Origin of the sequence: Biomaibacter acetigenes (assembly GCF_003691585.1) — a bacterium.
Taxonomy (GTDB): Bacteria; Bacillota; Thermosediminibacteria; order Thermosediminibacterales; family Tepidanaerobacteraceae; genus Biomaibacter; species Biomaibacter acetigenes.
The window spans coordinates 1,590,963-1,615,522 of sequence record NZ_CP033169.1; the positions used below are offsets into that span (position 1 = coordinate 1,590,963).

At 39.0% G+C, this 24,560-nt stretch carries 27 protein-coding genes and 1 tRNA gene; 19 read left to right on the plus strand and 9 right to left on the minus strand.

The features are described from left to right. The first annotated feature begins 31 nt into the window (after positions 1-31). The 17 genes from D2962_RS07880 to D2962_RS07950 all read left to right on the plus strand — a co-directional run bounded on the left by D2962_RS07880 (position 32) and on the right by D2962_RS07950 (position 15,663). The gene (locus D2962_RS07880) at positions 32-1,429 is read left to right on the plus strand and encodes an oxaloacetate decarboxylase subunit alpha (protein ID WP_122014653.1); all 1,398 of its coding nucleotides are present in this window, start codon (positions 32-34) and stop codon (positions 1,427-1,429) included. Positions 1,430-1,532: 103 nt separating this feature from the next. Then, positions 1,533-2,060 (plus strand): GNAT family N-acetyltransferase, encoded by a 528-nt coding sequence (locus D2962_RS07885; protein ID WP_122014654.1) that lies wholly within the window; start codon positions 1,533-1,535, stop codon positions 2,058-2,060. Positions 2,061-2,126: 66 nt separating this feature from the next. Beyond that, positions 2,127-3,530: a VanW family protein gene (locus D2962_RS07890; protein ID WP_120765445.1), complete on the plus strand. Its 1,404-nt coding sequence runs from the start codon at positions 2,127-2,129 to the stop codon at positions 3,528-3,530. A gap of 106 nt (positions 3,531-3,636) precedes the next feature. Beyond that, positions 3,637-4,401 carry a uracil-DNA glycosylase gene (locus D2962_RS07895; protein WP_122014655.1) on the plus strand — a complete coding sequence of 255 codons (765 nt, stop codon included), beginning with the start codon at positions 3,637-3,639 and terminating at the stop codon, positions 4,399-4,401. 21 nt (positions 4,402-4,422) lie between these two features. Further along, on the plus strand, positions 4,423-5,754 hold the full coding sequence (miaB, locus tag D2962_RS07900) for a tRNA (N6-isopentenyl adenosine(37)-C2)-methylthiotransferase MiaB (protein ID WP_281273756.1): 1,332 nt from the start codon (positions 4,423-4,425) through the stop codon (positions 5,752-5,754). A gap of 5 nt (positions 5,755-5,759) precedes the next feature. After that, positions 5,760-6,179 carry a YlbF/YmcA family competence regulator gene (locus tag D2962_RS07905; RefSeq protein WP_122014656.1) on the plus strand — a complete coding sequence of 140 codons (420 nt, stop codon included), beginning with the start codon at positions 5,760-5,762 and terminating at the stop codon, positions 6,177-6,179. Further along, on the plus strand, positions 6,151-8,751 hold the full coding sequence (mutS, locus tag D2962_RS07910) for a DNA mismatch repair protein MutS (RefSeq protein ID WP_122014657.1): 2,601 nt from the start codon (positions 6,151-6,153) through the stop codon (positions 8,749-8,751). The genes D2962_RS07905 and mutS overlap by 29 nt, the downstream gene beginning before the upstream one ends. 12 nt (positions 8,752-8,763) lie before the next feature. Beyond that, a complete protein-coding gene (mutL, locus tag D2962_RS18460) occupies positions 8,764-9,828 on the plus strand; it encodes a DNA mismatch repair endonuclease MutL (RefSeq protein ID WP_245984981.1) in 1,065 nt (354 codons plus the stop codon). Further along, positions 9,801-10,355: a DNA mismatch repair MutL family protein gene (locus D2962_RS18465; protein ID WP_245984982.1), complete on the plus strand. Its 555-nt coding sequence runs from the start codon at positions 9,801-9,803 to the stop codon at positions 10,353-10,355. The genes mutL and D2962_RS18465 overlap by 28 nt, the downstream gene beginning before the upstream one ends. 25 nt (positions 10,356-10,380) lie before the next feature. Continuing rightward, the gene (locus tag D2962_RS18470) at positions 10,381-10,584 is read left to right on the plus strand and encodes a hypothetical protein (protein WP_245984983.1); all 204 of its coding nucleotides are present in this window, start codon (positions 10,381-10,383) and stop codon (positions 10,582-10,584) included. Between the two features lie 3 nt (positions 10,585-10,587). Next, positions 10,588-11,532, plus strand: a complete 945-nt coding sequence (gene miaA / locus D2962_RS07920) for a tRNA (adenosine(37)-N6)-dimethylallyltransferase MiaA (RefSeq protein WP_122014658.1) — start codon at positions 10,588-10,590, stop codon at positions 11,530-11,532. Between the two features lie 37 nt (positions 11,533-11,569). Next, positions 11,570-11,836, plus strand: coding sequence for an RNA chaperone Hfq (gene hfq, locus D2962_RS07925; protein ID WP_120765450.1), 267 nt, complete (start codon positions 11,570-11,572; stop codon positions 11,834-11,836). Between the two features lie 162 nt (positions 11,837-11,998). Further along, on the plus strand, positions 11,999-12,925 hold the full coding sequence (spoVK, locus tag D2962_RS07930) for a stage V sporulation protein K (RefSeq protein WP_174232520.1): 927 nt from the start codon (positions 11,999-12,001) through the stop codon (positions 12,923-12,925). Then, entirely contained in the window at positions 12,922-13,530 is a 609-nt protein-coding gene (locus D2962_RS07935) for a GTP-binding protein (RefSeq protein WP_120765452.1), read from the plus strand. Before spoVK ends, D2962_RS07935 begins: the two co-directional genes overlap by 4 nt. Positions 13,531-13,600: 70 nt before the next feature. Continuing rightward, positions 13,601-14,137: a hypothetical protein gene (locus D2962_RS07940; protein ID WP_245984984.1), complete on the plus strand. Its 537-nt coding sequence runs from the start codon at positions 13,601-13,603 to the stop codon at positions 14,135-14,137. Beyond that, positions 14,134-14,367: a hypothetical protein gene (locus tag D2962_RS07945; protein ID WP_120765453.1), complete on the plus strand. Its 234-nt coding sequence runs from the start codon at positions 14,134-14,136 to the stop codon at positions 14,365-14,367. The genes D2962_RS07940 and D2962_RS07945 overlap by 4 nt, the downstream gene beginning before the upstream one ends. Positions 14,368-14,385: 18 nt before the next feature. Further along, positions 14,386-15,663, plus strand: coding sequence for a methionine gamma-lyase family protein (locus D2962_RS07950; RefSeq protein WP_245984986.1), 1,278 nt, complete (start codon positions 14,386-14,388; stop codon positions 15,661-15,663). A 57-nt stretch (positions 15,664-15,720) separates the two neighbouring features. Here the strand turns inward: D2962_RS07950 and lexA are convergent, their stop codons facing one another. Beyond that, the gene (gene lexA, locus D2962_RS07955; protein WP_120765455.1) at positions 15,721-16,329 is read right to left on the minus strand and encodes a transcriptional repressor LexA; all 609 of its coding nucleotides are present in this window, start codon (positions 16,327-16,329) and stop codon (positions 15,721-15,723) included. A gap of 155 nt (positions 16,330-16,484) precedes the next feature. On the opposite strand from lexA, the gene D2962_RS07960 reads away from it, so the two are divergent. Together D2962_RS07960 and D2962_RS07965 are read left to right on the plus strand one after the other, a co-directional pair. After that, positions 16,485-16,694 carry a hypothetical protein gene (locus D2962_RS07960; RefSeq protein WP_120765456.1) on the plus strand — a complete coding sequence of 70 codons (210 nt, stop codon included), beginning with the start codon at positions 16,485-16,487 and terminating at the stop codon, positions 16,692-16,694. A gap of 196 nt (positions 16,695-16,890) precedes the next feature. Then, positions 16,891-16,966 (plus strand) — tRNA-Trp (locus D2962_RS07965). 233 nt (positions 16,967-17,199) lie between these two features. On the opposite strand, the gene D2962_RS07970 is transcribed toward D2962_RS07965, so the two are convergent. From D2962_RS07970 to D2962_RS08005, 8 genes are all read right to left on the minus strand, one after another. Then, positions 17,200-17,445: a hypothetical protein gene (locus D2962_RS07970; RefSeq protein ID WP_120765457.1), complete on the minus strand. Its 246-nt coding sequence runs from the start codon at positions 17,443-17,445 to the stop codon at positions 17,200-17,202. 245 nt (positions 17,446-17,690) lie between these two features. Beyond that, positions 17,691-19,118: an adenylosuccinate lyase gene (gene purB, locus D2962_RS07975; protein WP_122014660.1), complete on the minus strand. Its 1,428-nt coding sequence runs from the start codon at positions 19,116-19,118 to the stop codon at positions 17,691-17,693. 45 nt (positions 19,119-19,163) lie between these two features. Then, positions 19,164-20,363, minus strand: coding sequence for a pyridoxal phosphate-dependent aminotransferase (locus D2962_RS07980; protein ID WP_122014661.1), 1,200 nt, complete (start codon positions 20,361-20,363; stop codon positions 19,164-19,166). A gap of 31 nt (positions 20,364-20,394) precedes the next feature. Beyond that, positions 20,395-21,129, minus strand: a complete 735-nt coding sequence (locus tag D2962_RS07985) for a DUF6612 family protein (protein WP_122014662.1) — start codon at positions 21,127-21,129, stop codon at positions 20,395-20,397. Positions 21,130-21,223: 94 nt separating this feature from the next. Further along, positions 21,224-22,339 carry a PRK06851 family protein gene (locus tag D2962_RS07990; RefSeq protein WP_245984988.1) on the minus strand — a complete coding sequence of 372 codons (1,116 nt, stop codon included), beginning with the start codon at positions 22,337-22,339 and terminating at the stop codon, positions 21,224-21,226. Positions 22,340-22,406: 67 nt separating this feature from the next. Beyond that, positions 22,407-22,571 (minus strand): YpmA family protein, encoded by a 165-nt coding sequence (locus D2962_RS07995; protein WP_120765462.1) that lies wholly within the window; start codon positions 22,569-22,571, stop codon positions 22,407-22,409. Positions 22,572-22,598: 27 nt separating this feature from the next. Then, the gene (surE, locus tag D2962_RS08000; RefSeq protein ID WP_122014664.1) at positions 22,599-23,360 is read right to left on the minus strand and encodes a 5'/3'-nucleotidase SurE; all 762 of its coding nucleotides are present in this window, start codon (positions 23,358-23,360) and stop codon (positions 22,599-22,601) included. Positions 23,361-23,371: 11 nt separating this feature from the next. Then, a complete protein-coding gene (locus tag D2962_RS08005) occupies positions 23,372-24,553 on the minus strand; it encodes a tetratricopeptide repeat protein (protein WP_162991147.1) in 1,182 nt (393 codons plus the stop codon). Between the last annotated feature and the right edge of the window lie 7 nt (positions 24,554-24,560).

The window sequence follows — 24,560 nt, forward strand, 5'->3', positions numbered from 1 at the left end:
TTCCATAAAATATTTAAAGAAAGGAGAATTGATGTTGCAACAAAAAAAGGTTGGCATTACAGATACCATATTGAGAGATGCACATCAGTCCCTTATTGCAACCCGCATGAAAATCGATGAAATGCTTCCCATCGCTGAAAAATTGGATAAGGTTGGTTTCCACTCTCTGGAAATGTGGGGTGGTGCTACATTTGACAGTTGTATCCGCTTTTTGAACGAGGACCCATGGGAAAGGCTTAGAAAGCTGAAGGAAAAGATTAAAAATACGCCTCTTCAGATGTTGTTAAGAGGCCAGAACCTTCTTGGATACCATCATTATCCGGATGATGTGGTTGACCTGTTTGTAAAGAAATCCATAGAAAACGGTATTGACATCATAAGGATATTTGATGCGCTAAACGATATAAGAAATATGGAGAAGGCCATAGAAGCAACAAAGAAATATAAAGGCCACGCCCAGGGCACGGTGGTTTACACTATAAGCCCGGTCCATAACAACGAGTATTATGTATCCGTTGCCAAACAGCTTGTGGACCTGGGCATAGATTCGCTGTGTATAAAGGATATGGCCGGCTTGCTTTCGCCCTATGATGCTTATGAACTGGTTACAAGACTTAAAAAGGAAATCAATGTACCCATACAGCTTCACAGCCATTATACCAGTGGTATGGCTTCCATGACATATTTAAAAGCAATAGAAGCCGGCGTGGATGTGATCGACACGGCCATGTCTCCTTTTGCTCTTGGAACATCTCAGCCACCCACCGAAACTATGGTGGCCGTTTTGAAAAATACTCTCTATGACACAAATCTTGATATGGGCCTTCTTTCTGAAATAGCAGACCACTTCAAGGAAGTCAGGACCCATTATAAGATTGACAGCATTATTACCATGGTGGATACCATGGTGCTAAACTACCAGATTCCCGGTGGAATGCTGTCAAATCTGACAAGTCAGCTAAAACAGCAAAATGCCTTGGGCAAACTTCCAGATGTTTTAAAAGAGGTTCCAAAAGTCCGGGAAGATCTGGGATATCCTCCGCTGGTAACACCCACCAGCCAGATAGTGGGTACACAAGCAGTGGTTAACGTGATTACCGGAGATAGATATAAAATGGTTATCAATGAAGTGAAAAATTATGTCAGGGGGCTTTACGGTAAACCGCCTGCGCCAATATCTCCGGAGATAAAGCAAAAAATAATCGGCGATGAAGAGGTCATCACCTGCCGTCCGGCTGACCTACTGGAACCGGAACTTGAAAAGGATTTAAAAGAAATCGCCTATTATATAGAACAGGACGAGGATGTTTTGACCTATGCACTTTTCCCGCAAATTGCTGTTAAATTCTTTCAAGAACGCCAGGCCGGAAAATATAAAATAGACAGTAACCTGACTCAAAAAGAAAAATTTGATGTTTATCCTTCTTAAATACCCTGAAAAGGGTATTTTTTGTTGTACTGGTGAAGATTACATAAAGGATTTTTTTGTTTTAAGTTGAATTTAAATTATAAAATATCTATTAGGAAGTGTCATGATGAAAATTGAAGGAGAAAAAATAAATCTCAGAAATGTGGATGTTTCCGATTTTACCAAAATTATAGAGTGGCATCAAAACCAGCTTCTTACATACCTGGCCGGAAAGAGACTACCAAAAAATATTGACGAATGCAATGAAAGATATTTAAAAAAAAGCCTTTTAAATCACATTCTGGCCATAGAAGATAAAAGCGGCAATTTTTTAGGAGAAATTGAAATCAGCCATATACAATGGAAGGAAAAAATGGCAGAACTTTTCATGTACATAGGGGAAGAAAATCTATGGGGAAAAGGTTATGGCACTGAAGCCTTATCAGTTTTTATCAATTATATTTTTAACACTAAAGGTTTTAAAACCATATACCTCAGGGTATACGAAAATAATAAAAGGGCCATAAGGTGTTACGAAAAATGTGGGTTCAAGAAAAAAGGTATACTCAAGTTTAAAAACCAAAAAATCCATAGCGATAACTTAATTCTCATGGAAACCAGTGCTAATATACTAAAAAATAAAAAATCTTAGAGGCATTTTTTTAGATAGTATAGCTTATACATAAGAGTAGGATATTTTGTAAAAGGGTGAGATTACATGTCAAGACGGCTGACCCTAATCCTGGCTGTCCTGCTCTTATGTTTGTCATCGGTGTTGTTATATATTTTTTTTGAAACAACAAACTATAACTCAAAGATATTTCCGGGCATATATGTGGCTGATTTTTATGTTGGAGAACTTTCAAAAGAGCAAGCCGAAATAAAACTTAGAGCTGCAGTCCGGGATTATATTAAAGGCCCTGTTACTCTTATTACTAAAAATAAAAAATGGCTCTTTTATCCAGCAGAGTTTATTGAATTTAATTTCAAGGAAAGTATAGATCGGGCATTTGTATCAGGAAGAAATAAGTTTTTCCTGCATAATTATATTACAATGCTTCAATACAAAAAAAATCCCATACACCTACCGCTGGTGGCGGAATTTAAAGAAAATGTGCAGGAGGGCACTTTCAAGGAAATAGAAGAAAGTGTTTATGCTGAACCGAAAGATGCATTTTTTAAAATAAATGGCGATTTAGTCGATATAGTAAGTGATGTGAAGGGCCAGGAACTTGATGTTGATAATTTAAAAAAAGATATTATCGAAGCATTATGGAAAAAAAATAAGGTTGTTAACATCCCTGTAAAACAGATTCAAGCCAGAAAGACCCGCGAAGATTTGCTGAAGATGAATATCAAGGTCAAGGTGACGGAGTTTTCCACCAAATTCAACAAGGCTCTGAAGGAAAGGACGCAAAACATCCGCCTGTCGGCGGAAAAAATTAACGGTCTTATAATAGCTCCAGATGAAGTATTTTCTTTTAACGATGCCGTAGGCGAACGTACCGGGGAAAAGGGTTACAAAGCTGCCCCCATTTTTTTTAGAAACGAAACGGTTCCAGGCATAGGCGGAGGAGTATGCCAGTTATCAAGTACCATATATAACTTAGCACTTATAACCGATATGGAAATAATCGAAAGGTCAAACCACTCCTTGCCTGTCTCTTATGTGCCGCTGGGGCGTGATGCAACGGTAAATTATAACCATATAGATTTAAAATTCAAAAACAATACCGGCGGTTATATCATGATATATACCGAAGTCATGGATGACACCCTTACCGTGAAATTTTACGGTAGCAAAAAAAATGAGCAAAATGTCAAATTTGTTTCCGAAGTAGTAAGAAAAATACCACCTCCGCTTATAATCAAGAAAGATAATAACATGGAAAAGGGGAAAACCAGGATTAAAGAAGGAAATCCGGGATACCAGGTGAGGTTATGGAAAATTTATGGTGTCAATGGAAGGGAAGAAAAAAAGCTGATTTCGGAAGATACATATAACCCTGTTCCATCAATTTTATATGTGGGTGAAAAAGATGAGAATGCAGGAAGCTTTAATCCTGGTCCATCAAACGAAACCGGCAGAAATGAAATAATGGAAAATATCACCAATGAATAAAACTTATACTTTAAACTCCATTCTACCCCTTTTATTAATGGGGTATTTTTTATTGGGCTTTAAGCAGGTTTATGTTATAATAAACAATAGGATGGGGAGGAACACTATGGCGGATTTAGAAAATTTTATAAAAGAGCTTGAAGTGCAAGAAATCCAGTTGCCTTACAGTATTAAGCTTATGCTCGACCTTAAAAACGAGTTTAATTTGAAGGAGATTTACTCATCAAACGGATTGCTGGAAATAATAAAAGCCGACAATCCGGAATCTGAAAGCATGAGAACATTTATTTATGAAAAAATAAAAGAGTATTTAAACGCATGCACCGATTGCCTTCTCCATTCATCTGACAGTTGTACCCGAAAGGTGCCCGGGGAAGGTTGTTTGAATTCGCCTCTGATGCTTATAGGAGAAGGGCCGGGTTTTGATGAAGATAAATTGGGCAAGCCTTTTGTAGGCCGAGCCGGACAATTATTGACCACTATTTTAAATAAACTGGGCATAAATCGTCAGAAAGTGTATATCTCCAATGTGGTGAAATGCCGCCCGCCCATGAATAGGACTCCTTTTGTCAAAGAGATGAAAGCCTGTTCAAGGAATCTGGAATTGGAACTTACATTTATAGCTCCCAAAGTCATCATTGCCCTGGGTTCGGTGCCATTAAACTATTTTAAGCCCAATAGCAGCATCATGCGGGAAAGAGGAAAATGGATATATACCAGGGGTTTCTGGGTAATGCCTACTTTTCACCCGGCGTATATTCTTCGCCAACAGGGAAAAGCTTTAAATAAAACCAAGTGGGATGTATGGGAAGATTTTAATAAAGCTCTGGCCAAGGTCAGGGAATTATGTCCGGAATATAGTTTTAACTAAAGTTTAGAGCCGAGAAAGGAAGTGTATCCTGGATTGTTGAAGTATAAAATAATAACCTGGGGTTGTCAAATGAATATTCACGACAGTGAAGTCATATCCGGAGTCCTTCAAAAACTGGGTTACTGTCCTGCTGATTCTCTAAAAGAAGCTGATCTCATAATATTAAATACCTGCTGTGTCAGGGAAAATGCCGAAAGGAAGGTCTATGGGAGAATAGCCCAGCTAAAACAGTTCAAGCAAAAAAATCCCAATCTCATCATAGCAGTTTCGGGGTGTATGATTCAGCAGCCCCATGTTACTGAATATATTTCTGAACATCTTCCATATGTGGATCTGGTGTTCGGAATACACAATGTCCATAGATTGCCTGAGCTCATTAAAAATGCGAGACAGGCCAACCTGCCTGTTATCGAGGTAACGCGAGATAACACCCAGCTGGAAGAAAACCTTCCCATAAAAAGAGGCGAAGGGGTAAAGGCATGGGTCAACATAATATACGGCTGCAACAATTTCTGCAGCTACTGTATTGTGCCATATGTCAGGGGACGGGAAAAGAGCAGAAAGCCCGAAGATATCTTAAAGGAAGTGGAAGAATTATCAAAGCAGGGTTTTCTTGAGATAAACCTGCTGGGCCAGAATGTAAATTCCTACGGAAAAGACCTGGAAGAACCCATAACATTTCCGGAACTTTTGCGCAGAGTCAACTCCATCGACGGCATTAGAAGGATTAGATTCATTACATCTCATCCCAAGGATTTATCCGATGAACTCATAATGGCCATGAGGGATTGTGAAAAAGTCTGCGAGCACATCCACCTCCCGGTGCAGGCGGGAAGCAACCGTATACTTGAAAAAATGAACCGCAGATATACCCGGGAACATTATATTAGTCTCGTGGAAAAATTAAGAAAAGCTGTGCCTGAAGTAGCCATAACCACGGATATTATTGTAGGTTTCCCGGGAGAAACCGAAGAGGATTTCCGGGATACCCTTGATCTGGTAAAAACTGTGGAATTCGATTCGGCCTTTACCTTTATATATTCCAGACGCCAGGGAACTCCCGCCGCCGAAATGGAAGATCAGGTGGATGAAGAAGTTAAAAGCCAGCGCCTGGAGAGATTGATGAAGGTGCAGGATGCCATAACCGCAAGAAAGAACATGGAATTAAAGGGTAAAATCCTGGAAGTCCTTGTGGAGGGAGTCAGCAAGGGCAATGAGGAAAGACTGTCAGGCCGGACCCGGACCAATAAACTTGTAAATTTTGACGGCCCCAGGGATTTAATAGGCAAACTTGTTAATGTCAGGATCACCCAACCTCATACATGGTCACTTTTAGGACAATTTGAGGAGTGACTTTTATGGACATACTAAAAATGGCAAAACAATTGGGTGAAGCCATTGCCGATTCTACGGAAATGCAGGAATTGAAAAAGGCAGAAGCCATGTTGATGCTGGACCGGGAGGCAAAGGAATTGTACCAGAAGTATATGAAAGCAAAATTTAAAAAACAAAAAGCTGAACTGCTAAATAAAAATGTAACATCAGATTTCAGGGAAATAGAAAACCGGGCGCTGAAAAATCCTCTTTTAAAGCGCCTTATTTCCTGCCAGGAATCCTTTAATAGATTGATTAAAAATGTAAATGCCGTGATGGCATTTGCCATAGAAGAAACTCCACTGGATGGAGGATGCTTTAAAAAATGCCATGGAAATTGTGGCAAATGCACCGAGGGGGTCGTAAATAGCTGCGATGGATACACCGATGATAAGACAATATAAAGAGATTAAAGCAAAATATAAAGACTATATAATTTTCTTCCGGCTGGGCGACTTTTATGAGATGTTTTTTGAAGATGCCGAAATAGGTTCAAAGGAACTGGAGATAACTCTGACTTCCAGGGACCCGGAAAATAAAGTTCCTATGGCAGGAGTACCGTATCATGCGGCTGACCAGTATATTGCCAGGCTTGTATCAAGAGGTTATAAAGTAGTGATTTGCGAGCAGATGGAGGACCCGAAACTTGCAAAGGATCTGGTGAAGCGGGATGTGGTAAAGATAATAACTCCCGGCACCATAACCGACATGAATGCCCTGGAGGACAAGAAAAATAACTTTCTTAGCTGTATTTTCAAAAGTGGTGACAGTTTCGGCCTGTCTTTTGCAGACCTATTGACAGGAGAATTTTTAATTACAGAGTTAATATCTTCTCATCCCTATCAGGAAGTGATAAACGAAATTGCCAAATTCCAGCCGCGGGAATGTATAATCAATGGTGAGGCTTATAAAAGTGAGTTTTTTAGAAAGAAGCTGGAGGAAGACCTGAATGTATTTGTCACATTAAAAAATGACGATTATTTCGACGAAAATGATTCCAGAGAATTGTTGATATCTCAATTCCATGAAGAAAAACTGGAAAGCATTCTCGGAAAACAATTTGCCTTTAGGGCCTCCGGTGCATGCCTCAAGTATTTAAATGAAACACAAAAATTAAGTCTCATCCATATAAATTCTTTTAAATTTTATGAGAGCAATAATTTTATGGTCCTGGATGTTTCATGCCGGAGGAATCTTGAATTAACTGAATCTTTAAAAGACGGTAGAAAAACCGGAACCCTTCTGTGGGTGCTGGATAATACTCTTACATCCATGGGTGGCCGGCTCCTCAGAAACTGGATTGAACAACCGCTCCTGGATATAGTCAAAATTCAGGAAAGACAGGATGCCGTCGAGGAACTGCTGGGGAATTACTTTCTGAGAGAGGATTTAAAAGAGCAGTTAAAAAATATCTATGATATAGAGCGGCTTACTGGCAAACTGGTTTGCGGAAATTGCAACGCCAGGGATTTTATAGCCATAAAAAACACCATACAAAAATTCCCCCAGATAAAGAAGATATTGAGTGAATGTAAATCAAAATTAATGATACATTTATATAATCAAATGGATAATCTCGAAGATATATATGTTTTGTTAGACAAATCCATTGACGATGATCCACCGTTGACTATAAAAGAAGGCGGCATTATTAAAGAAGGATATGACCCGGAAATCGACAAATTGAGAAGGGCGGCCCATGAAGGAAAGACCTGGATTGCGGACCTGGAAAGGAAGGAGAAGGATAGAACCGGTATTAAATCTCTGAAAGTGGGTTTCAATAAGGTTTTCGGTTATTACATAGAAGTCACAAAATCTAATCTTTCCATGGTCCCGGAAAATTACATCCGAAAACAAACCCTCGCCGGGGGAGAGCGTTACATCACCGAGGAATTAAAAGAATATGAAACACTGATCCTAAATGCCGAAGAAAGGCTTCAGGGCATGGAGTATGAAGCCTTCTGCCGCATCAGGGATGAACTGATAAAGCAAATACCCCGGCTGAAGAAAAGTGCGTATTGCGTGTCTGTGGTGGATTCGCTGCTGTCCCTGGCTGAAGCCTCGGCAAAAAACAATTATGTCAAGCCGGAAATTACGTTAAAAGATGAAATACACATTGAAGAAGGGCGGCATCCGGTGGTAGAGAAATCTCAAAAAGGCGAACTCTTCATTCCCAATGACACCCATATTAATTGTTCCGATTCCATGATCTCTGTGATAACCGGTCCAAACATGGCGGGAAAATCCACATACATGAGGCAGGTTGCATTGATTGTCCTGATGGCCCAGATAGGCTGTTTCGTACCGGCAAAGAGAGCGGAGATAGGCCTGGTGGACAGAATCTTTACCCGAATCGGGGCATCGGATAACCTTGCGTCAGGCCAGAGCACCTTTATGGTGGAAATGTCGGAAATGGCCTATATCCTCAAAAATGCTACCGCTAAAAGCCTTTTGATTTTAGATGAAGTGGGCAGGGGAACCAGCACCTTTGATGGGCTGTCCATCGCATGGGCTGTAATAGAATATATCCGGAAAAATATAAAGGCAAAAACCCTATTTGCAACTCATTACCATGAGTTGACGGCATTAAAAAACATGGCCGGAATCAAAAATTATAAAATCACCGTCAAAGAACGGGGGGAAGATATTATATTTTTGAGAAAAATCATAGCCGGCGAAGCCGATAAAAGTTATGGCATTCAGGTTGCAAAGCTTGCCGGCCTTCCAAATGCCGTGGTCCGTAGGGCCAGGGAACTTCTAACCGGTATGGAAAAAAAACGCGATGAAGAAATGGGTTTGACTGCAGCAGCCAGTGCAGTTTCCGTAAGACGGGACCCGGAATCTGACAACCAGATAAGTCTTGACAGTTTAAAGGAACGAGATATACTGGATACGATAAAATCTCTTGATATAAATACAATAACGCCCCTGGAAGCTTTAAATTTATTGTATTCCTTAAAACAAAGATTACAGTGAGGGATAAGGTTTATGGGGAAAATACTGATTCTTGATGACAGCGTCTCTTCAAAAATAGCTGCCGGTGAAGTTATAGAAAGGCCTGTTTCGGTGGTGAAAGAACTGGTGGAAAATTCCATAGATGCCGGCAGCAAGCATATAATCATCGAAATAGAAAAGGGCGGCAAAAAGTTAATTAAAGTGACGGACGACGGTGAAGGAATATCTAAAGATGATGTGAGGCCAGCTTTTGAGCGCCATGCTACCAGTAAAATCCATAAGCTCGATGATATTTTTAATATAAAGACCCTGGGATTTCGAGGAGAAGCCCTGCCAAGTATAGCCTGTGTATCGGAAGTGGTGGTTTTGACAAAAACGTCTACAGAGCCTTTGGGCACAAGATGTGAAATTCGGGGCGGAACCATGGAAAAAATTGAGGAAGCGCCGGCCAGGGAGGGATGTTGTATTGAGATAAGAAATTTATTTTATAACACACCTGCCAGATTGAAATTCCTTGGTAGCGAAACTCAGGAAATTTCGCATATCGTGGATTTAGTTATGAGGCTTTCCATCGGGAATCCGTATATTTCTTTCCGCCTTGTGAGCGATGGAAAGGAAATCTTATATACCAGCGGCAATGGAGATTATAATGAAGTAATTGCCAGGGTATACGGTAAGGATGTTGCAAGGCAAATAATACAAATAAAAAAATCATTTTCATCCGGTAACATATTTGGCTTCATATCCACTCCGCAATTTAACAGGGGAAACCGCACCGGCGAAACATTTTTTGTCAACCGGCGGTTAATAAAGGATAAGGGGTTGTCTTTTACCCTGGAAAGAGCGTATAAGACACTTCTTCCCACAAGCCGCTTTCCCATAGCCATGGTTATGATAGACATAGATAGTTCACAGATAGATATAAATGTACATCCTGCAAAGCTGGAGATAAAATTTCAAAAGAAAATGAAGTTCATAAAGCACTATTTGAAGCTGTTTTACAGAGCCTTAAAACAAAGATACTTGTGCCGCAGGAAAAGTTCGACAAAGCCCCTGAGGACATTGACAGTATGGAAAAATCCAGACCGCAAGTTTTAGAACAGCAACGCATATTAGAACTCGAGCAGGGGAAATGCGAGGAAAATAATTTGCTAAAAAGTGTATATTTTCCCAGCACCCATGATATAATAAGTAAAAGGTCTGCTATATATGAGGGTACACATAATCAATCATATTTTGTAAATAAAACAGAAAGCCAGCAGGCTGATGTAGCCGGGAAACTCAAAATAAATAAAATAGTGGGCCAGTTGTTCAATACATATATCATTGCTGAGGGAGAAGGGGAATTTTATTTGATAGACCAGCATGCAGCCCATGAAAGAATACTTTTTGAAAAATATTCCAATAGATTCAGGCAAAAACCGGCATCCCAGGAATTAATTCAACCCTATGCCTTAAAACTTTCTATACAGGATATGGCATTTGTGGAGGAATATAACCAGGATATCAAAAACATGGGTTTCGATTTCTCCATCTTCGGAAAAGATACGGTCTTAATCAGGTCGGTTCCTTATTTCTTCGATAGGGTGGTAAATCCGGAAACTCTTGCCGAGGGTCCTGGATAATTTCAGGGGTGAGGAATATATTGTTTTGCATCCAAGGGAAAAATTTATAGCCTCCATGGCATGCCATACTGCCTTAAAGGCAGGAGATGCTCTAAATTCCATACAGATGAATGATCTAATAACCCAATTAAATAATCTTGAAAATCCCTTTACATGTCCCCATGGCAGACCTACGATCATATCCATGACCTTATACGTACTTGAAAAAAAGTTTAAAAGAATCATGTAAAACATGCAAAAAAAACCTTTGCTGGTCATCGTGGGTCCAACGGCAGTGGGGAAGACTGAAATAGCCATTGAAGTGGCAAAAAAACTAAATGCTGAAATAATTTCAGCGGATTCCATGCAAATCTATAGGTACATGGATATCGGGACCGCCAAGCCCTCCCGGGCGGAACAAAAAGGAATAAAGCATCACATGATCGATATTATAAATCCCGACCAGGAGTTCAGCGTAGCCGATTTTCAGGCCATGGCCAAGCAATGTATAGAAGATATTGTTGGCCGTCATAAGATACCATTACTATCGGGGGGAACGGGGCTTTATGTAAACGCTGTATGTTATAATTACACCTTTTCTGAATTTGAAAAAGATGAAGTTCTAAGGGAACAATTAAAAAATCAAGCCCTTAAATACGGCAACGAGTTCCTGTACGGTAAGTTGGAAAAACTGGATCCGGATGCCGCCAGGAAAATTCACCCCAATAACCTCAGAAGGATTATAAGGGCTCTGGAAGTTTGTATCAAGACAGGAAGCACCTTTTCCTCATATGAGGAAAAAACAAAAAGGCAGAGGGGTTTATATGATTTATTCATGTTCGGTCTGACCAGGCCCAGGGACGAGCTTTACCGACGCATCAATGAGAGAGTTCAGCACATGATAAATAGCGGTCTGGTGGAAGAAATAAAAAAACTTCTGGATATGGGATACTCAAGGAACTTGAATTCCATGCAAGGCCTGGGATATAGACAGATTTTGGATTACCTGGACGGTAAAATTACTCTTGAAGAAGCCATATTTCTCATTTCCAGGGATACCCGCCATTATGCCAAAAGGCAGTATACCTGGTTTTTGAGGGATAAAAATATCGTGTGGATGGATGTTTCCAGGGAAGGAATGAAAAAAGTTGTAGAAAATATTATTAAAGCGGTAGAAGGAAAATTAAAAAATTCCTAGAATATAAATGTAAACAATAATTTAAGGGGGACGAATAATGACAAAAGCTCAGATTAATCTTCAAGACAGCTTTTTAAACCAGGTTAGAAAGGATAATATACCGGTAACCATTTACCTGATAAACGGTTTTCAGTTAAAAGGCCATGTTCGAGGATTTGATAATTTTACCGTGGTTTTGGACTCTGACGGCAAACAGCAGTTAGTCTATAAACATGCCGTTTCAACTATATCTCCTTTCAAACCTGTAACTTTTAATTTGACCGCAGCTTCGGAACAGAAGAAGCCCGAAGAAGCTGAAAATTAAACGAAAATAAAAGAAAACCCTAAAAACCCCGGAAGAAGACTCCGGGGTTTTTTGTGCCATTTTTTATGCTGCCGCATATAATAAATTGATATAGACTTTTTGCGGGGTGCTTATCTCATGAACGGCAATTTAAAATATAATGTAAAGAACCCGAATCAGGTGATGGAATTGTTAACCAACGGGCAGATAACTCCTGCAGAAGCATTCATTTTTTTTAGGGAACTGGATAATCATAAAAATCAGATCATAACCAGAGCAAATGATGAGGAGCAATTAGAGGATATAATGAAAGAACTGGATGATTTAATCGGTCTTGATAAAGTTAAACAACTTGTCAAAGAAATACAGGCTTTTGTTGCTATTCAAAAAAAAAGGCAGGAAGAGAACCTCCTGACGGAACCTCAGGTGTTGCACATGATTTTTAAGGGAAATCCAGGCACCGGCAAAACTACAGTAGCCAGGCTTTTGGGGAAAATGTTCAAGGCTATGAAGATACTTCAAAAGGGTCATACCGTAGAGGTGGAAAGGGCCGACCTGGTAGGAGAATACATCGGACACACGGCGCAAAAAACCAGGGAACAAATTAAACGCGCACTTGGAGGGATATTGTTCATAGATGAAGCATATTCTTTAGCAAGGGGTGGAGAAAAGGATTTTGGCAAAGAAGCTATAGATACACTTGTAAAGGCCATGGAAGACCACAAGGATAGTCTCATCGTTATACTGGCGGGATATAAGGATGAAATGGAATGGTTTTTACAGACAAATCCCGGCCTCAGGTCAAGATTCCCCATTAGAATGGAATTTAATGATTATACCATTGATGAGCTTATGCAAATAGCCAGAATGATGGTAGAAAAGAGACAGTATAAATTCAGTTCCGAAGCCATGTCTAAATTTGAGAAGATCCTTATCAACAGCAAGAATGGTATCTATTATGATAAAATGGGAAATGCCCGAATGGTAAGAAATATGATCGAAAAAGCCATACGGCGGCAGGCTGTGAGATTGGTAAATCAGAAAAAAATATCCAGGGAAGATCTTCTCTATATAAAACCCGAGGATGTTTCGGAGGTGGAGGAAGCTTGAAAAAATGCACCATCATAGGCAAAACAAATGTAGGTAAAACAGTATTTCTTATAAATTTTGCGGAGTATCTGGGCGTAAAAACCCTTGAAATAGAAAGATTAGACACTGAAGGGGTAAAAGATCGCGAAAAAATAAATCCCAGGGCGGCCCTATCAAAACTTGTAGATGGAAAAACCCATAAGACCAGAAATATTCAGGCTGTAACCGTTGATATTCCTATGGGAAAGGGCAAAAAAAAAATTCAGTTGGTAGATACAGCGGGTTTAATCGATGATATTCACCCCGATAGCAATGTCCGAAAAGCCATTTCACAAACGTTATCGACAGTACGGGAATCAGATCTCATACTTCACATCATAGATGCTTCTGCCGCCGATAAAAAAGAACTGCCCAATGCCATGGGAATTGTAGATTATCAAATAGCTCAGTTTGCTCAAATAAGGAGGGGTTATGTGATTTTGGCAAATAAAATGGACTTACCCGAGGCCAAAAATGGGTTAAAAAAAATAAGAGAAGAATTTTCAGGTCATTTTATTATACCTATTTCAGCTCTTCATAAAACAGGTTTTAAAGAGGTGAAGACCTTTGTGGCCCATAATATTTAACCCTTTTCCATATAAAATATTTTTCGGCATTTTTTTAACGGGAATAGTTATAAAAATTATGGATGACTATATGGACCGGGAATTCGATAAACTCATAAATAGGGATAACACAACTAAAATTCTGGGTTCAGGTGTATTGCCATATGCTTTATTTATTTTTTCCCTGGCATGTATATTAAATCCGGTCACTGCCGTTAGCCTCTTTTTTGCAAGTTTTGCCACCGGTATGGCGGGAAATTTGAATGCGAAAATGCCCTCAGGTCTTTATGGCTACCAGGAAGCACTTATAACGATAGTTATGGGGTTGGTTCTATTTGGAGTTATGGAAATGTTTTCTTCACTTCTTTTAATTATTGCCATTCAACTCTGGGATGACTATGTTGATTATAATAGCGATAGATATTCAATAAAAAATTGGGCATTTATCCTGGGTAAAAATGAATGTCTATTACTCGGAATAATTTTTTTTATTTTATCTGTTTACCTGGATTATTTCAAGGCTTTATCTGGAATATTTTCAATGTGGATCATTGTTTACATAATAAAATTATGGTTTAATTACATTGATAAACCACAAAACTCCGGTGAGGAGGTACCCGGAGAATGATTTTTAAAATCATACTTTTATGTTTAATACTGGGATTTTTAGTGTTTTTATTGGGTTATACCATTGGAAGAAGGGTAGGGAAAAAAGAAGGTTTTATTGAAGGGCAAGTAATTATACCCATGGAATTAAAACAAAAATTGATGGAGAGTACTATATGTCCCCTTTGCCATCAAGAGTTGAATAGAGGAGAGATGTGTGATAAAATTTTACAAAAAGACAAGATTATATAAAAAAAGGGGATTTTGAGCTTGGATTTAACCTGGAACTTATTAAAAGAACACTATTGCATAAATCAACAAGTAATAGAACTTGCCGGGAAGGTACAGAACGATATCGAGCCATGTTTGAGAAAAATAAATGATCTGACAGAGTACAACCAGTTAAAAGTCATAACAGCCATGAAGGATTCGGGCCTCAGCGACTTTCACCTTACAGATTCTACGGGATACGGATATAATGATGAAGGAAGAAATACTATAGAAGAAATCTACAAGGCCGTTTTTAAAGCAGAGGATGCCCTTGTAAGACCTCAAATCATATCAGGCACCCATGCCATTGCCTTATGTCTTTTCGGGATTTTAAGGCCTAATAATGAGCTTATAAGCGTGACAGGGACTCCATATGATACATTGAAAGATGTAATATGGGGTAAAAATTGCTCCTCACTGGCGGATTTTAACATCAAGTATTCAGAAGTGGATTTAAAGGATGGAAAGCCCGACTATGAACAAATAACTTCAAAAATAAATCGGGATACTCGCATGGTTTTAATTCAGCGCTCAAGAGGTTACAGCCTCAGGCCTGCACTCAGACCGGACGAAATAGGAGAGCTGATAAGGCATATAAAAGGTATAAAAAAGGATATTATTTGCCTGGTGGATAATTGTTACGGAGAATTTGTGGATACAAAAGAGCCTACAGAAGTCGGAGCTGATTTATGTGCAGGTTCGTTAATAAAAAATCCTGGAGGAGGCATAGCTCCTACCGGGGGGTATGTGGTGGGAAGGAAGGACCTGATAAAGCAGTGTTCTTACCGGCTTTCAGCGCCGGGCCTTGGCAAGAACTGCGGCCCCACGCTGTCCACAAACCGTCTTACCATCCAGGGGTTATTTTTCGCTCCTCTGGTGGTCGGGGAAGCTCTGAAAGGCGCTGCTTTTACATCAAGGTTCATGGAACTGGCGGGGTTTAAGGTATTTCCTAAATATGACGATAAAAGAGGAGATATAGTAACAGCAGTGGTTTTCGAAAATAAAAACCTTCTTATAAGTTTTTGTCGCGGCATACAAAAAATAGGTCCGGTGGATTCTCATGTTTCTCCAGAACCCTGGGATATGCCGGGATACAACCATCAGGTTATCATGGCAGGAGGTAGCTTTATCCAGGGATCTTCCATAGAATTGAGCATTGATGCGCCTATCAGAGAACCCTTTGTAGCGTATATCCAGGGGGGAACCAATTTTACTCACGTGAAACTGGGTATAATGAAGGCATACCAGGAATTAATCGATCAACATTATATAAATTAGCCTAAGAAGAATAAAATCGAAGATTTTGATATTAGGGCTTTATCTATGTATAAAGCCCTATTTTATTTTTCTAAAGAGCCCGACCACTTTACCCAGAATTTTCAAATCATCTACAATAATTGGTTCCATGAAACGGTTTTCCGGTTGAAGCCTAAAATGATCGGATTCTTTATAAAACCTTTTTATAGTGGCCTCATCGCCTATCAAGGCTACAACGATGTCGCCGTTTTCAGCGCTATCAGTAGACCTGACAATCACATAATCTCCATCCAGTATACCCGCCTCTATCATGCTGTTCCCCTTGACAGAAAGCATAAAAATATCGGCATCGGGAACTATTTCTTTGGGGAGGTTAAAAACAGTTTCGATGTTTTCCTGGGCGAGGATGGGCTGACCGGCGGTTACTTTTCCAACCAGGGGAACTTTTACGGTATCCCGGTCAACAGAATTTCTATTAAGCATCCCTATAGCCCTGGGTTTTTGCGGATCTCTGTTAAGATATCCCTTTTTTTCGAGCTGCACCAGATATCCATGAACTGTGGCGGTGGACTTCAAATTGGTGGCCGCACAGATCTCTCTCACCGATGGAGGATAGCCATGGGCGCTGGTAAAACTGTAAATATAGTCAAGGATTTGCTTTTGTCTTGGAGTCAAATCTTCATACATATTACCACAACTCCATTTTTTATTTTGTATTATACCATATTTATTCCTCTTTTTAAACATATGTTTTATCCTATATTATGCCGATAAAAAATATTTTTTTAGTAAATACTATTTATGCAAGGCCATAAAGGACATATAAGAAAGGATATGGTACAATGACATCTGATAATATTCCATGGATGAAGAAAGAGGAACAGCCAGAGTATTCTAATGATATTTTCCCAATGTGTTTTTTTCAGCTTCAATCCCTGGATGACGATATAAAAACGCAAGGCATTCAAAAAGATGAAAAGAATTTATATCAGATTAAGGATGCGACAAATAATTTTAATGAAACGTTATGTGAAAATGGCTTTACAGATTAAACCTGTCCTGTGCTTAATATAATATAAAGAGCAAGTATAAGTAAAAAATTGTAATTAATAACGTCCGATAATATATCTTATGTAAACTTATTAAAGCATGAAACTAAAGAGGGAAGTGACATTATCACAAAAACCTTAAAAATTATATAATACCCTTTGACATAAAAGTTAAGATATTATATAATAATATTGCCGCAGGGGAGTAGCTCAATTGGTAGAGTAGCGGTCTCCAAAACCGTTGGTTGCGGGTTCGAGTCCTGTCTCCCCTGCCATTTTTTATGTTAAATCATGACCGCCCGTTAGTATGTGCTAAACTTTCACTATCCATTTTGGATAGCCTCCTTTGTTTTGATGCGGTTGACAGACCTGCATCTATTCTAACAAAGGAGGTTTTTTATTTCTACCCATAGAGCTATAAGCTTTTTTGAACCACCTGCATAGCAGGTGGTTTTCGTTATACAATAAAAAAGGCCCTTCGGCAAAAGGGCCTTATTATTTTCAAGGGCTATTTGTTTATTACCGCCTCTATAATATTGTTGCAGTTTGTACAAAAGCCCCAGACTTTCTTATATTCACCGTAATCATCCATATACTTGTTGTAAAATATTAAAAATAATTGGTCACATTTAGGACATCGGACTCCCAGTGTGCTTCCGCTCCAATCCTCATGCCTCATTGCATCCTCGTAGGTTTCTACACCTTCGATGTAATAAGGCTTACACTGATTTTTTACCCCCGCTAAGGTATGCAATACATATCCCTCCCAGATTTTATTAGGTTTTATAACGACTGCGGCAGAAAACTTGCCCCCTTGCGGGAGACGCCCGCCGCACAAAGTTTCATCAAAATCTACCTCTAAATAACTTCGAGGCTTGCCTCGAAGAATAAAGAAGAATAAAATCGAAGATTTTGATTTTTGATAGCTCTCGCCCAAAATTATCGGGAAGGTTTTAATAATTTTTCTCTTAATTTATACTATTTATTTTTTTGTAGTTTTTATACCTTTAGATAAGCTGTTTCTCCCAAAATATTTTTGTATTTTTCTAAAATGGGATCTATAAACTGGCTTATATAATCTACCACCTGGTTTGAACTACGGCCGATAAAGTTTTCAGGCTTTAACATCTGTCTTATCTCCATTTCATTTAATCTGAACCGACCATCTTTTATTATTTTTTCAATTAGTTTATTGTCTCCTCCCTGTTTTACATCCCTCGATGCTTCTAGTGAATACATTCGTATAACCTCATGCAATTCCTGACGGTCCCCTCCCCTTTTCACCGCTTCCATTAAAATGTTTTCAGTAGCCATGAAGGGGAGTTCCTCAAAAATATGCTTTTCTATAACTTTTGAATTTACCACCAACCCCCGGCTTACATTCATATAAATGTTGAGTATGCTGTCAACAGCCAGGAAACATTCCGGAATTACGATTCTCCTGTTGGCTGAATCATCTAGTGTCCTTTCAAACCACTGGTTGGAAGCCGTGATATACGGATTTAATCCATTTACGATAACATACCGGCTTAGAGCTGTAATCCTTTCGCACCTCATGGGGTTACGTTTATATGCCATAGCTGAGGAACCTATCTGCTTTTCCTCAAAAGGTTCTTCTATTTCTTTCAAACTGGCTAAAAGCCTTATATCGACAGCGAACTTGTGGGCACTTTCGGCAATGGATTGAAGAACCTGCAGTACCCGGCTGTCGAGTTTGCGGGGATATGTTTGGCCGGTGATGGGAAAGGTCCTTTCAAAACCCATTTTGGCAGCTACCAAGCTGTCCAGCTTTTTTACCTTTTCTTCATCATTGTCAAAAAGTTTCATAAAACTGGCCTGGGTACCGGTGGTTCCTTTGACTCCCCTGAGCATTAAATTTTGCTCCTGATATTCTAAGTCCCCGAGGTCAGTAGCAAGGTCCTGAATCCAGAGGCACGCTCTCTTTCCTACCGTGGTGAGCTGTGCCGGCTGGAAGTGGGTAAACCCCAGCGTGGGAAGGTCCTTATATTTCAATGCGAAGTCCTTTAAATTGTTTATTACATTTATCAGTTTTCGCTTTATTATTCCGAGACCATCTTTCATCAGAATGATATCTGTGTTATCTCCCACAAAAGCACTAGTTGCTCCAAGATGAATTATGGGTTTAGCCTTGGGGCACTGCTTGCCAAAAGCCAGTACATGTGCCATTACATCGTGCCTTGTGTTTTTTTCAAATTCCTCAGCATCATCAAAATTTATGTCGCTTACGTGGGATTTCATTTCATCTATTTGTTCCCGGGTTATGGGAAGCCCCAATTCTTTTTCGGCTTCAGCCAGTGCGATCCATAATTTGCGCCAGGTTTCGAATTTTTTTTGCGGCGAAAAATTGGTGAGCATTTCCTTGCTGGCATATCTTTCAATTAGAGGATTTTCATAATACTCTTTCAAAATAATCACTCCTATTTAATTAAAGAGCAGGGAAAACCCTGCTTTTTATCTTAAAGCTTTCACAAATTCTTCTATTCTATCCAATCCTTTTTTGATGTTTTCCATCGAAGTAGCATAAGACAACCTCACATAATCCTCGGTTCCAAAGGCCACCCCCGGAACAACTGCTACCTTATATTTTTCCAGCAAAATTTCTGCGAAACTCGAGGAATCTTTTATATATATACCATCCAGTTGCTTGCCAAAGGTTGCCGAAATGTTCATCATAACATAAAAGGCACCTTTTGGTAAACGGCAGGAAAGGTAAGGGATTTCATTTATCCTGTCGACCATATAGTTTCTTCTTGCAGAAAACTCTTTTACCATCCTGGCCACGGTATCTTGCTTTGCAGAGTTTGTCAATGCCTCAAGGCTTGCCTTCTGGGCGATGGAATTGGGATTTGACGTGGAGTGGCTCTGGAGGTCGGTCATAGCTTCAATGAGTTTGTCCGGCCCGGCAGCAAAGCCAATCCTCCATCCTGTCATGGCAAAGGTCTTTGACATACCGTTTATTACTACTGTTCTGTCTTTCATGGCTTCATCCACGGCTACTATACTTGTATGTTTTTCTTCATCATATATTAGTTTGTCATAGATTTCGTCAGATATGATAAAAATGTCCCTTTCCGCGGCGATTTTGGCTATTTCTTTTAAATCTTCCTTTGAATAAACGCTGCCGGTGGGATTGTTTGGGCTATTTATTATAAGCACTTTTGTTTTATCGTCTATAAGAGGTTTTAAGGCTTCAACCTTTAATTGAAAATCATCTTCTTCTTTTGTGTTCACAAATACCGGCTCTCCACCGCAGAGCTTGACGAGTTCCGGATAGCTCACCCAATATGGGCTGGGAATAAGAACTTTTTCCCCGGGATTAATCAAACAATATAAGGCATTGAAAAGGCATTGTTTGGCACCATTGGATACAATTATTTGACTTTGTTTGTAAGAGGTGCCGGTGCTTTCTTCAAGGTACTTTGAAATGGCATCTTTTAATTCAAGGATTCCACCCACCGGAGTGTATTTTGTAAAACCCTGGTTTACAGCTGATATAGCCGCTGTTTTAATGTAATCGGGGGTGTCAAAATCGGGCTCACCGGCTCCGAAACCTATGACATCCTGCCCTTCTTTTTTCATCTGTTTTGCCTTAGTATCCACGGCCAGTGTTGGTGATGGGCTGATACCCTTTGCTTTTTCTGACAGATTCATTTGAAATCACTCCTTATTGTTATTATGCTATTTAGTTAAAAAGGGATGATACCTCCGGTGGAATCTTAATATCAATATCCTTGCCATTAAAATCATACAAATCAATCATCATGGTCACGGACTGTTTACCTGTATCGGCTATAAATAGGTCTATATTTATATTCATTTTATGTATTAAAAAATCTTTTTTACCTATCCATACTTTAAAAGTATATTCAACATCTTTGATATTCTTTGAACTGCTTTTTTCAATTATTTTTTTTACTTTATCCTTATCAGGAATATATTTTACAACCTTATAATCGATATTATTGATTTTTTCATCGGGTAAGTACTCGGCTTCCACTATCAAATCCGCCAGGTTGTTAAATGTTTCCCCGGAAGTATTAATTATGTTATTCATATCAGGCAATCCCATATCCTGGCTTTTAGACCATTTTTGTGTTAAAGGGTTTTTTATAAAAAAAGTAGTATCTTTTTGATAAATTTCAAGTTCCATTCCCATCAAATTACCTGTTAGATGGGTGATACCGGGGTTTTTAACTTCACCCATAAAAGTTACACTCTGTTTTATATCTTTAATCTTGAGTGTTGTATCCATTTTCATACGGTATCCGCTGGTTTGCTTCAATTTTTCATTGGCCTTTATTACTGCTTCTTTGGGGGAAAGATTTTTAAAACTATCAAAACAACCGGAAATGAATATAGATAACAATATTAAAGAAAACAATAAAAAATTGATATTTACCAGGCAATTTCTATTCATGATTTCCTCCGGGAAAATATACTGGTATTTGTTATATTCTCCAAAAAAACGGGATTTCCTTCTAAACAGTAACAAAAAAAAGAGGGATTACCCTCTATTTACTATAGCTTGCAGTATAAGCGTATTTCAATATCCTGGAAAGGGTCAGTTCACGGGTCTCATCAATTTTCTTGAAGTCCATATTTACCACATAATAGCGCTCCAATTCATCATGTAATTTTTTGGCATGACCCAGGTATTTTACTGCCCTATTAAACAAATCCCAGAACACCGAGTTGTCATAATTTATAACTTCTTCATAACCGTTGATTTTGGATGAAACCAGTGTCGCATTAAAGTCAAACAACTCGTCTTTATCCCTCATCCTTGCCAGGGCATGCGGTTTTACTGAAGTAACAAATCCAATGCTAAGGTCTTTTATAATAATATGTTCAATCTTTTCCGGTTCCATGGGACAGTGAAAAACATCCACATCAAGGCCTTTAAGAACTGCATTATCCACAATTCTCTTCATCAGTATAGATTTGCCGGTGCCGGGAAAACCCGTTACAATAAAGCGCTTCTGAACATTCCAGAATAACGAGTCAAGATAATGTACAGGGCCATCATGGGTAATAGCACTGGCAAACATGTTTCTTTGCCTGGACTTTTTATTCTTTTTCGAAACACCATCAAAAGTCTTATCCAGAATTTCATCGACCATATCATTTAAACGATGAACGTCAACGGCGTTATTATATACTTGCTTGAGGTCACCCAATACTATCTGGGCCATTTTTAGGTAGTTATAGGCCCTCTTGTAACAACCGCTTATCTCATTTTGCAAGCCCATTATATGTTCCCTGTTTTGCCTTATTTCTTCTTCATTCCAGTAGCTGCCGAGATTGATTATTTCGTCAACGCAGCCGGGATACCTGGGGTCCATCATATGAGGAGCCGTGCCATCCAGTAAGGCAATATCTAAATCTGTTATCAGTAACCCGTCGATAGAACCATTGTCTGCGGAACAGTGTAGAAGTTCAAGATTAAAACCTTGTTTTAACAGGTCCTTTGCTATTTTTTTCATAAATGTTGATTTCCCGACTCCGGGACCACCCTTTATTATCATTATCTTCTTTGCATCGCTCCACGGTATTACCTGGTCAAACAAGGATAAGTAACCACACGGCGTATTTCCACCTGGGAAATACCTGATTATACTGCCTTCCATTATTGTCCCCTCCTTGAAAAATTGGCTATATCTTATAATATTAGGAGGGGACTTTAAAGGTGCCTGTTTATATCTCGTAAATTGAAACTACAGCCCTGTCACCTTCTTTTGAAATCCCAAAAATTACACCCCTATTTTTTAGATTCTTGTTTAAAAAGTCCACCAGTTGATATAATTCATCGCTGTAGTGAAGTTCCTTTTTGGCCATCAGTTTAAGTTTGTCTTCCTTCATCTTTTTTATCCTTTCTTGAAAATGATATTATGGTTGTATATTCCATTTTTTTATGATATCAATAATATCATATTTGGTCAAATCAAAGTGTATGGGCGTGATGGAAATATAATTATTTCTTACAGCCCACACATCGGAGCCCACATCCTCCATGTTTTCTATAACTTCACCGGCCAACCAATAATAAGTTCTTCCCCTGGGGTCCTTGCGTTTGTCGAAAGTATTCCTGTATTTTCTTATTCCCAGGTGTGTTATATATACACCGCAAATATCATTTTCATCCAGAGGCGGTATATTTACATTTAACAGGGAATTCTGCGGAAAATCAAGATTTGTCAATTGCCGGCACAATTTTTGTGCAAAACGGGCCGGATAATCATAAGTGATATTTTCGTAAGCGGCTATAGAAAAGGCGATGGCCGGTACACCCAGTATAGTGGCTTCTATAGCTGCAGAAACGGTGCCGGAATAAATGACATCGGTCCCCAGATTCGGGCCCTTATTAATGCCCGATAGCACCATGTCGGGTTTGAAGTCCAGTAAGGATTCCAGTGCAAGCTTGACACAATCAGAAGGGGTGCCGTTAACCATCCAGCTGGTGGATTCACAGTGCGGAATACGGGCCTTTTCGACTCTTAACGGTTTATGCATTGTAATGGCATGAGCCGTTGCACTTCGTTCCCGGTCCGGTGCCACTATGAACACATTGGCTATTTCAGAAATTTTTTCGGCTAGAGTAATTAAACCTTCCGAATATATGCCATCATCATTGGTAAGGAGTATATTCAAATTTAACACCTCTATGCATTAAGAGATTTATTATAGTACTCTATCGCTTTTTCATTATTTCCCAGTTTTTCAAAGCATATTCCCTGCAGTACATAAACATCAAATCCTTTTTCAATTTTGTTCTTTACTTTATCAAGACATTTTAATGCTTCCTGGAACAGTTCTTTTTTGATCAGGCAATGGGCTTTGTTTATCAAAACATCATCGCTACTTTGTTCTTGCAAAACCCTATCGAAGAGTTTAAGGGCATCGTCGTAATTTTCCAGAGCCATCAGACACAGTGCCTTGTTGTTCAGTAGTATTATATCATCCTTTGAGTATTTTTCTGCTTCATTTAAACAATCCAGCGCATTTTTATAGTCCTGCAATTTGTAATGACAATATCCTTTATTTCCCAACAAATCAATATTTATAGGGTCTATTTCCAAACCCTTATTACAGTATTCCAGCGCTTCCCTGTAATTGCCCAGGGCTGCCAGGCAAAGGCCCAGGTTGTTGATGGCTGTTAAATCATACGGATTTTTAGACAAAAAGCTTTTATATATTTCAACGGCTTTTTCATAATTCCCCAGTTTGCTCAAGACCAGAGCCATATTTAACTTAATAGAATCGTCACCAGGTGAAATTTTCAAGCATTCTTGAAAACAGGCATAGGCGTCCTCTAACTTTTCCTGAGCCAGTAAACATAACCCTTTTTTATTTAAAATGTGGATCTTATAATCTTGTTTTGCACATTCCAGGGCTCTATTGAAAAATCCCAGAGCTTCGTCAACACGCTCCTTTTTCATGAGACAACAGCCTGTCCCATATAAACCCAGGCCATTCAGTTCTTTATCAATTATCATAGCCCTGTATTTTGATTCGGCTTTTTCAATTTCGGCCCTTAAAATATATGTTTCAGCCAGAAAATATTTTATTTCAGCACTTTTGGCATCAATTGCCTCAGCTCTTTCCAATACTTCGGATGCTTTGAAGTAATCCTTTAAAAAATAATACAATACTCCTTTCCAGAAGTAAAGTTCTTCACAACACCGATTTTTTAAATAATTATCGACATAATCCAAAGCTTTATTATACCTACCAGTCCAAAATAATAAACTAATCCAGATTAAGACTACATCCAGCTTCTTTTGCCCTTTATTTCTAGACTTGATAAATTTTAATAAAATGTTATAAGCCTCTATCTTGCTCATTATTATC

Coding starts and splice junctions, on each gene's coding strand:
- D2962_RS07880 (WP_122014653.1), top strand. CDS start 32: ATGTTGCAACAAAAAAAGGTTGGCATTACAGATACCATATTGAGAGAT.
- D2962_RS18465 (WP_245984982.1), top strand. CDS start 9,801: ATGGAAAAATCCAGACCGCAAGTTTTAGAACAGCAACGCATATTAGAA.
- D2962_RS07995 (WP_120765462.1), bottom strand. CDS start 22,571: ATGAAGGAAGACAAACTTAAACTGATGGCCAAAAAGGAACTTCACTAC.
- mutS (WP_122014657.1), top strand. CDS start 6,151: ATGGATACACCGATGATAAGACAATATAAAGAGATTAAAGCAAAATAT.
- D2962_RS07885 (WP_122014654.1), top strand. CDS start 1,533: ATGATGAAAATTGAAGGAGAAAAAATAAATCTCAGAAATGTGGATGTT.
- spoVK (WP_174232520.1), top strand. CDS start 11,999: ATGGAATTGTTAACCAACGGGCAGATAACTCCTGCAGAAGCATTCATT.
- D2962_RS07990 (WP_245984988.1), bottom strand. CDS start 22,339: ATGGAAGGCAGTATAATCAGGTATTTCCCAGGTGGAAATACGCCGTGT.
- D2962_RS08005 (WP_162991147.1), bottom strand. CDS start 24,553: ATGAGCAAGATAGAGGCTTATAACATTTTATTAAAATTTATCAAGTCT.
- mutL (WP_245984981.1), top strand. CDS start 8,764: ATGGGGAAAATACTGATTCTTGATGACAGCGTCTCTTCAAAAATAGCT.
- D2962_RS07905 (WP_122014656.1), top strand. CDS start 5,760: ATGGACATACTAAAAATGGCAAAACAATTGGGTGAAGCCATTGCCGAT.
- D2962_RS07940 (WP_245984984.1), top strand. CDS start 13,601: ATGGACCGGGAATTCGATAAACTCATAAATAGGGATAACACAACTAAA.
- miaA (WP_122014658.1), top strand. CDS start 10,588: ATGCAAAAAAAACCTTTGCTGGTCATCGTGGGTCCAACGGCAGTGGGG.
- D2962_RS07945 (WP_120765453.1), top strand. CDS start 14,134: ATGATTTTTAAAATCATACTTTTATGTTTAATACTGGGATTTTTAGTG.
- D2962_RS07960 (WP_120765456.1), top strand. CDS start 16,485: ATGACATCTGATAATATTCCATGGATGAAGAAAGAGGAACAGCCAGAG.
- D2962_RS07980 (WP_122014661.1), bottom strand. CDS start 20,363: ATGAATCTGTCAGAAAAAGCAAAGGGTATCAGCCCATCACCAACACTG.
- D2962_RS07895 (WP_122014655.1), top strand. CDS start 3,637: ATGGCGGATTTAGAAAATTTTATAAAAGAGCTTGAAGTGCAAGAAATC.
- D2962_RS07985 (WP_122014662.1), bottom strand. CDS start 21,129: ATGAATAGAAATTGCCTGGTAAATATCAATTTTTTATTGTTTTCTTTA.
- D2962_RS07890 (WP_120765445.1), top strand. CDS start 2,127: ATGTCAAGACGGCTGACCCTAATCCTGGCTGTCCTGCTCTTATGTTTG.
- hfq (WP_120765450.1), top strand. CDS start 11,570: ATGACAAAAGCTCAGATTAATCTTCAAGACAGCTTTTTAAACCAGGTT.
- lexA (WP_120765455.1), bottom strand. CDS start 16,329: ATGTATGAAGATTTGACTCCAAGACAAAAGCAAATCCTTGACTATATT.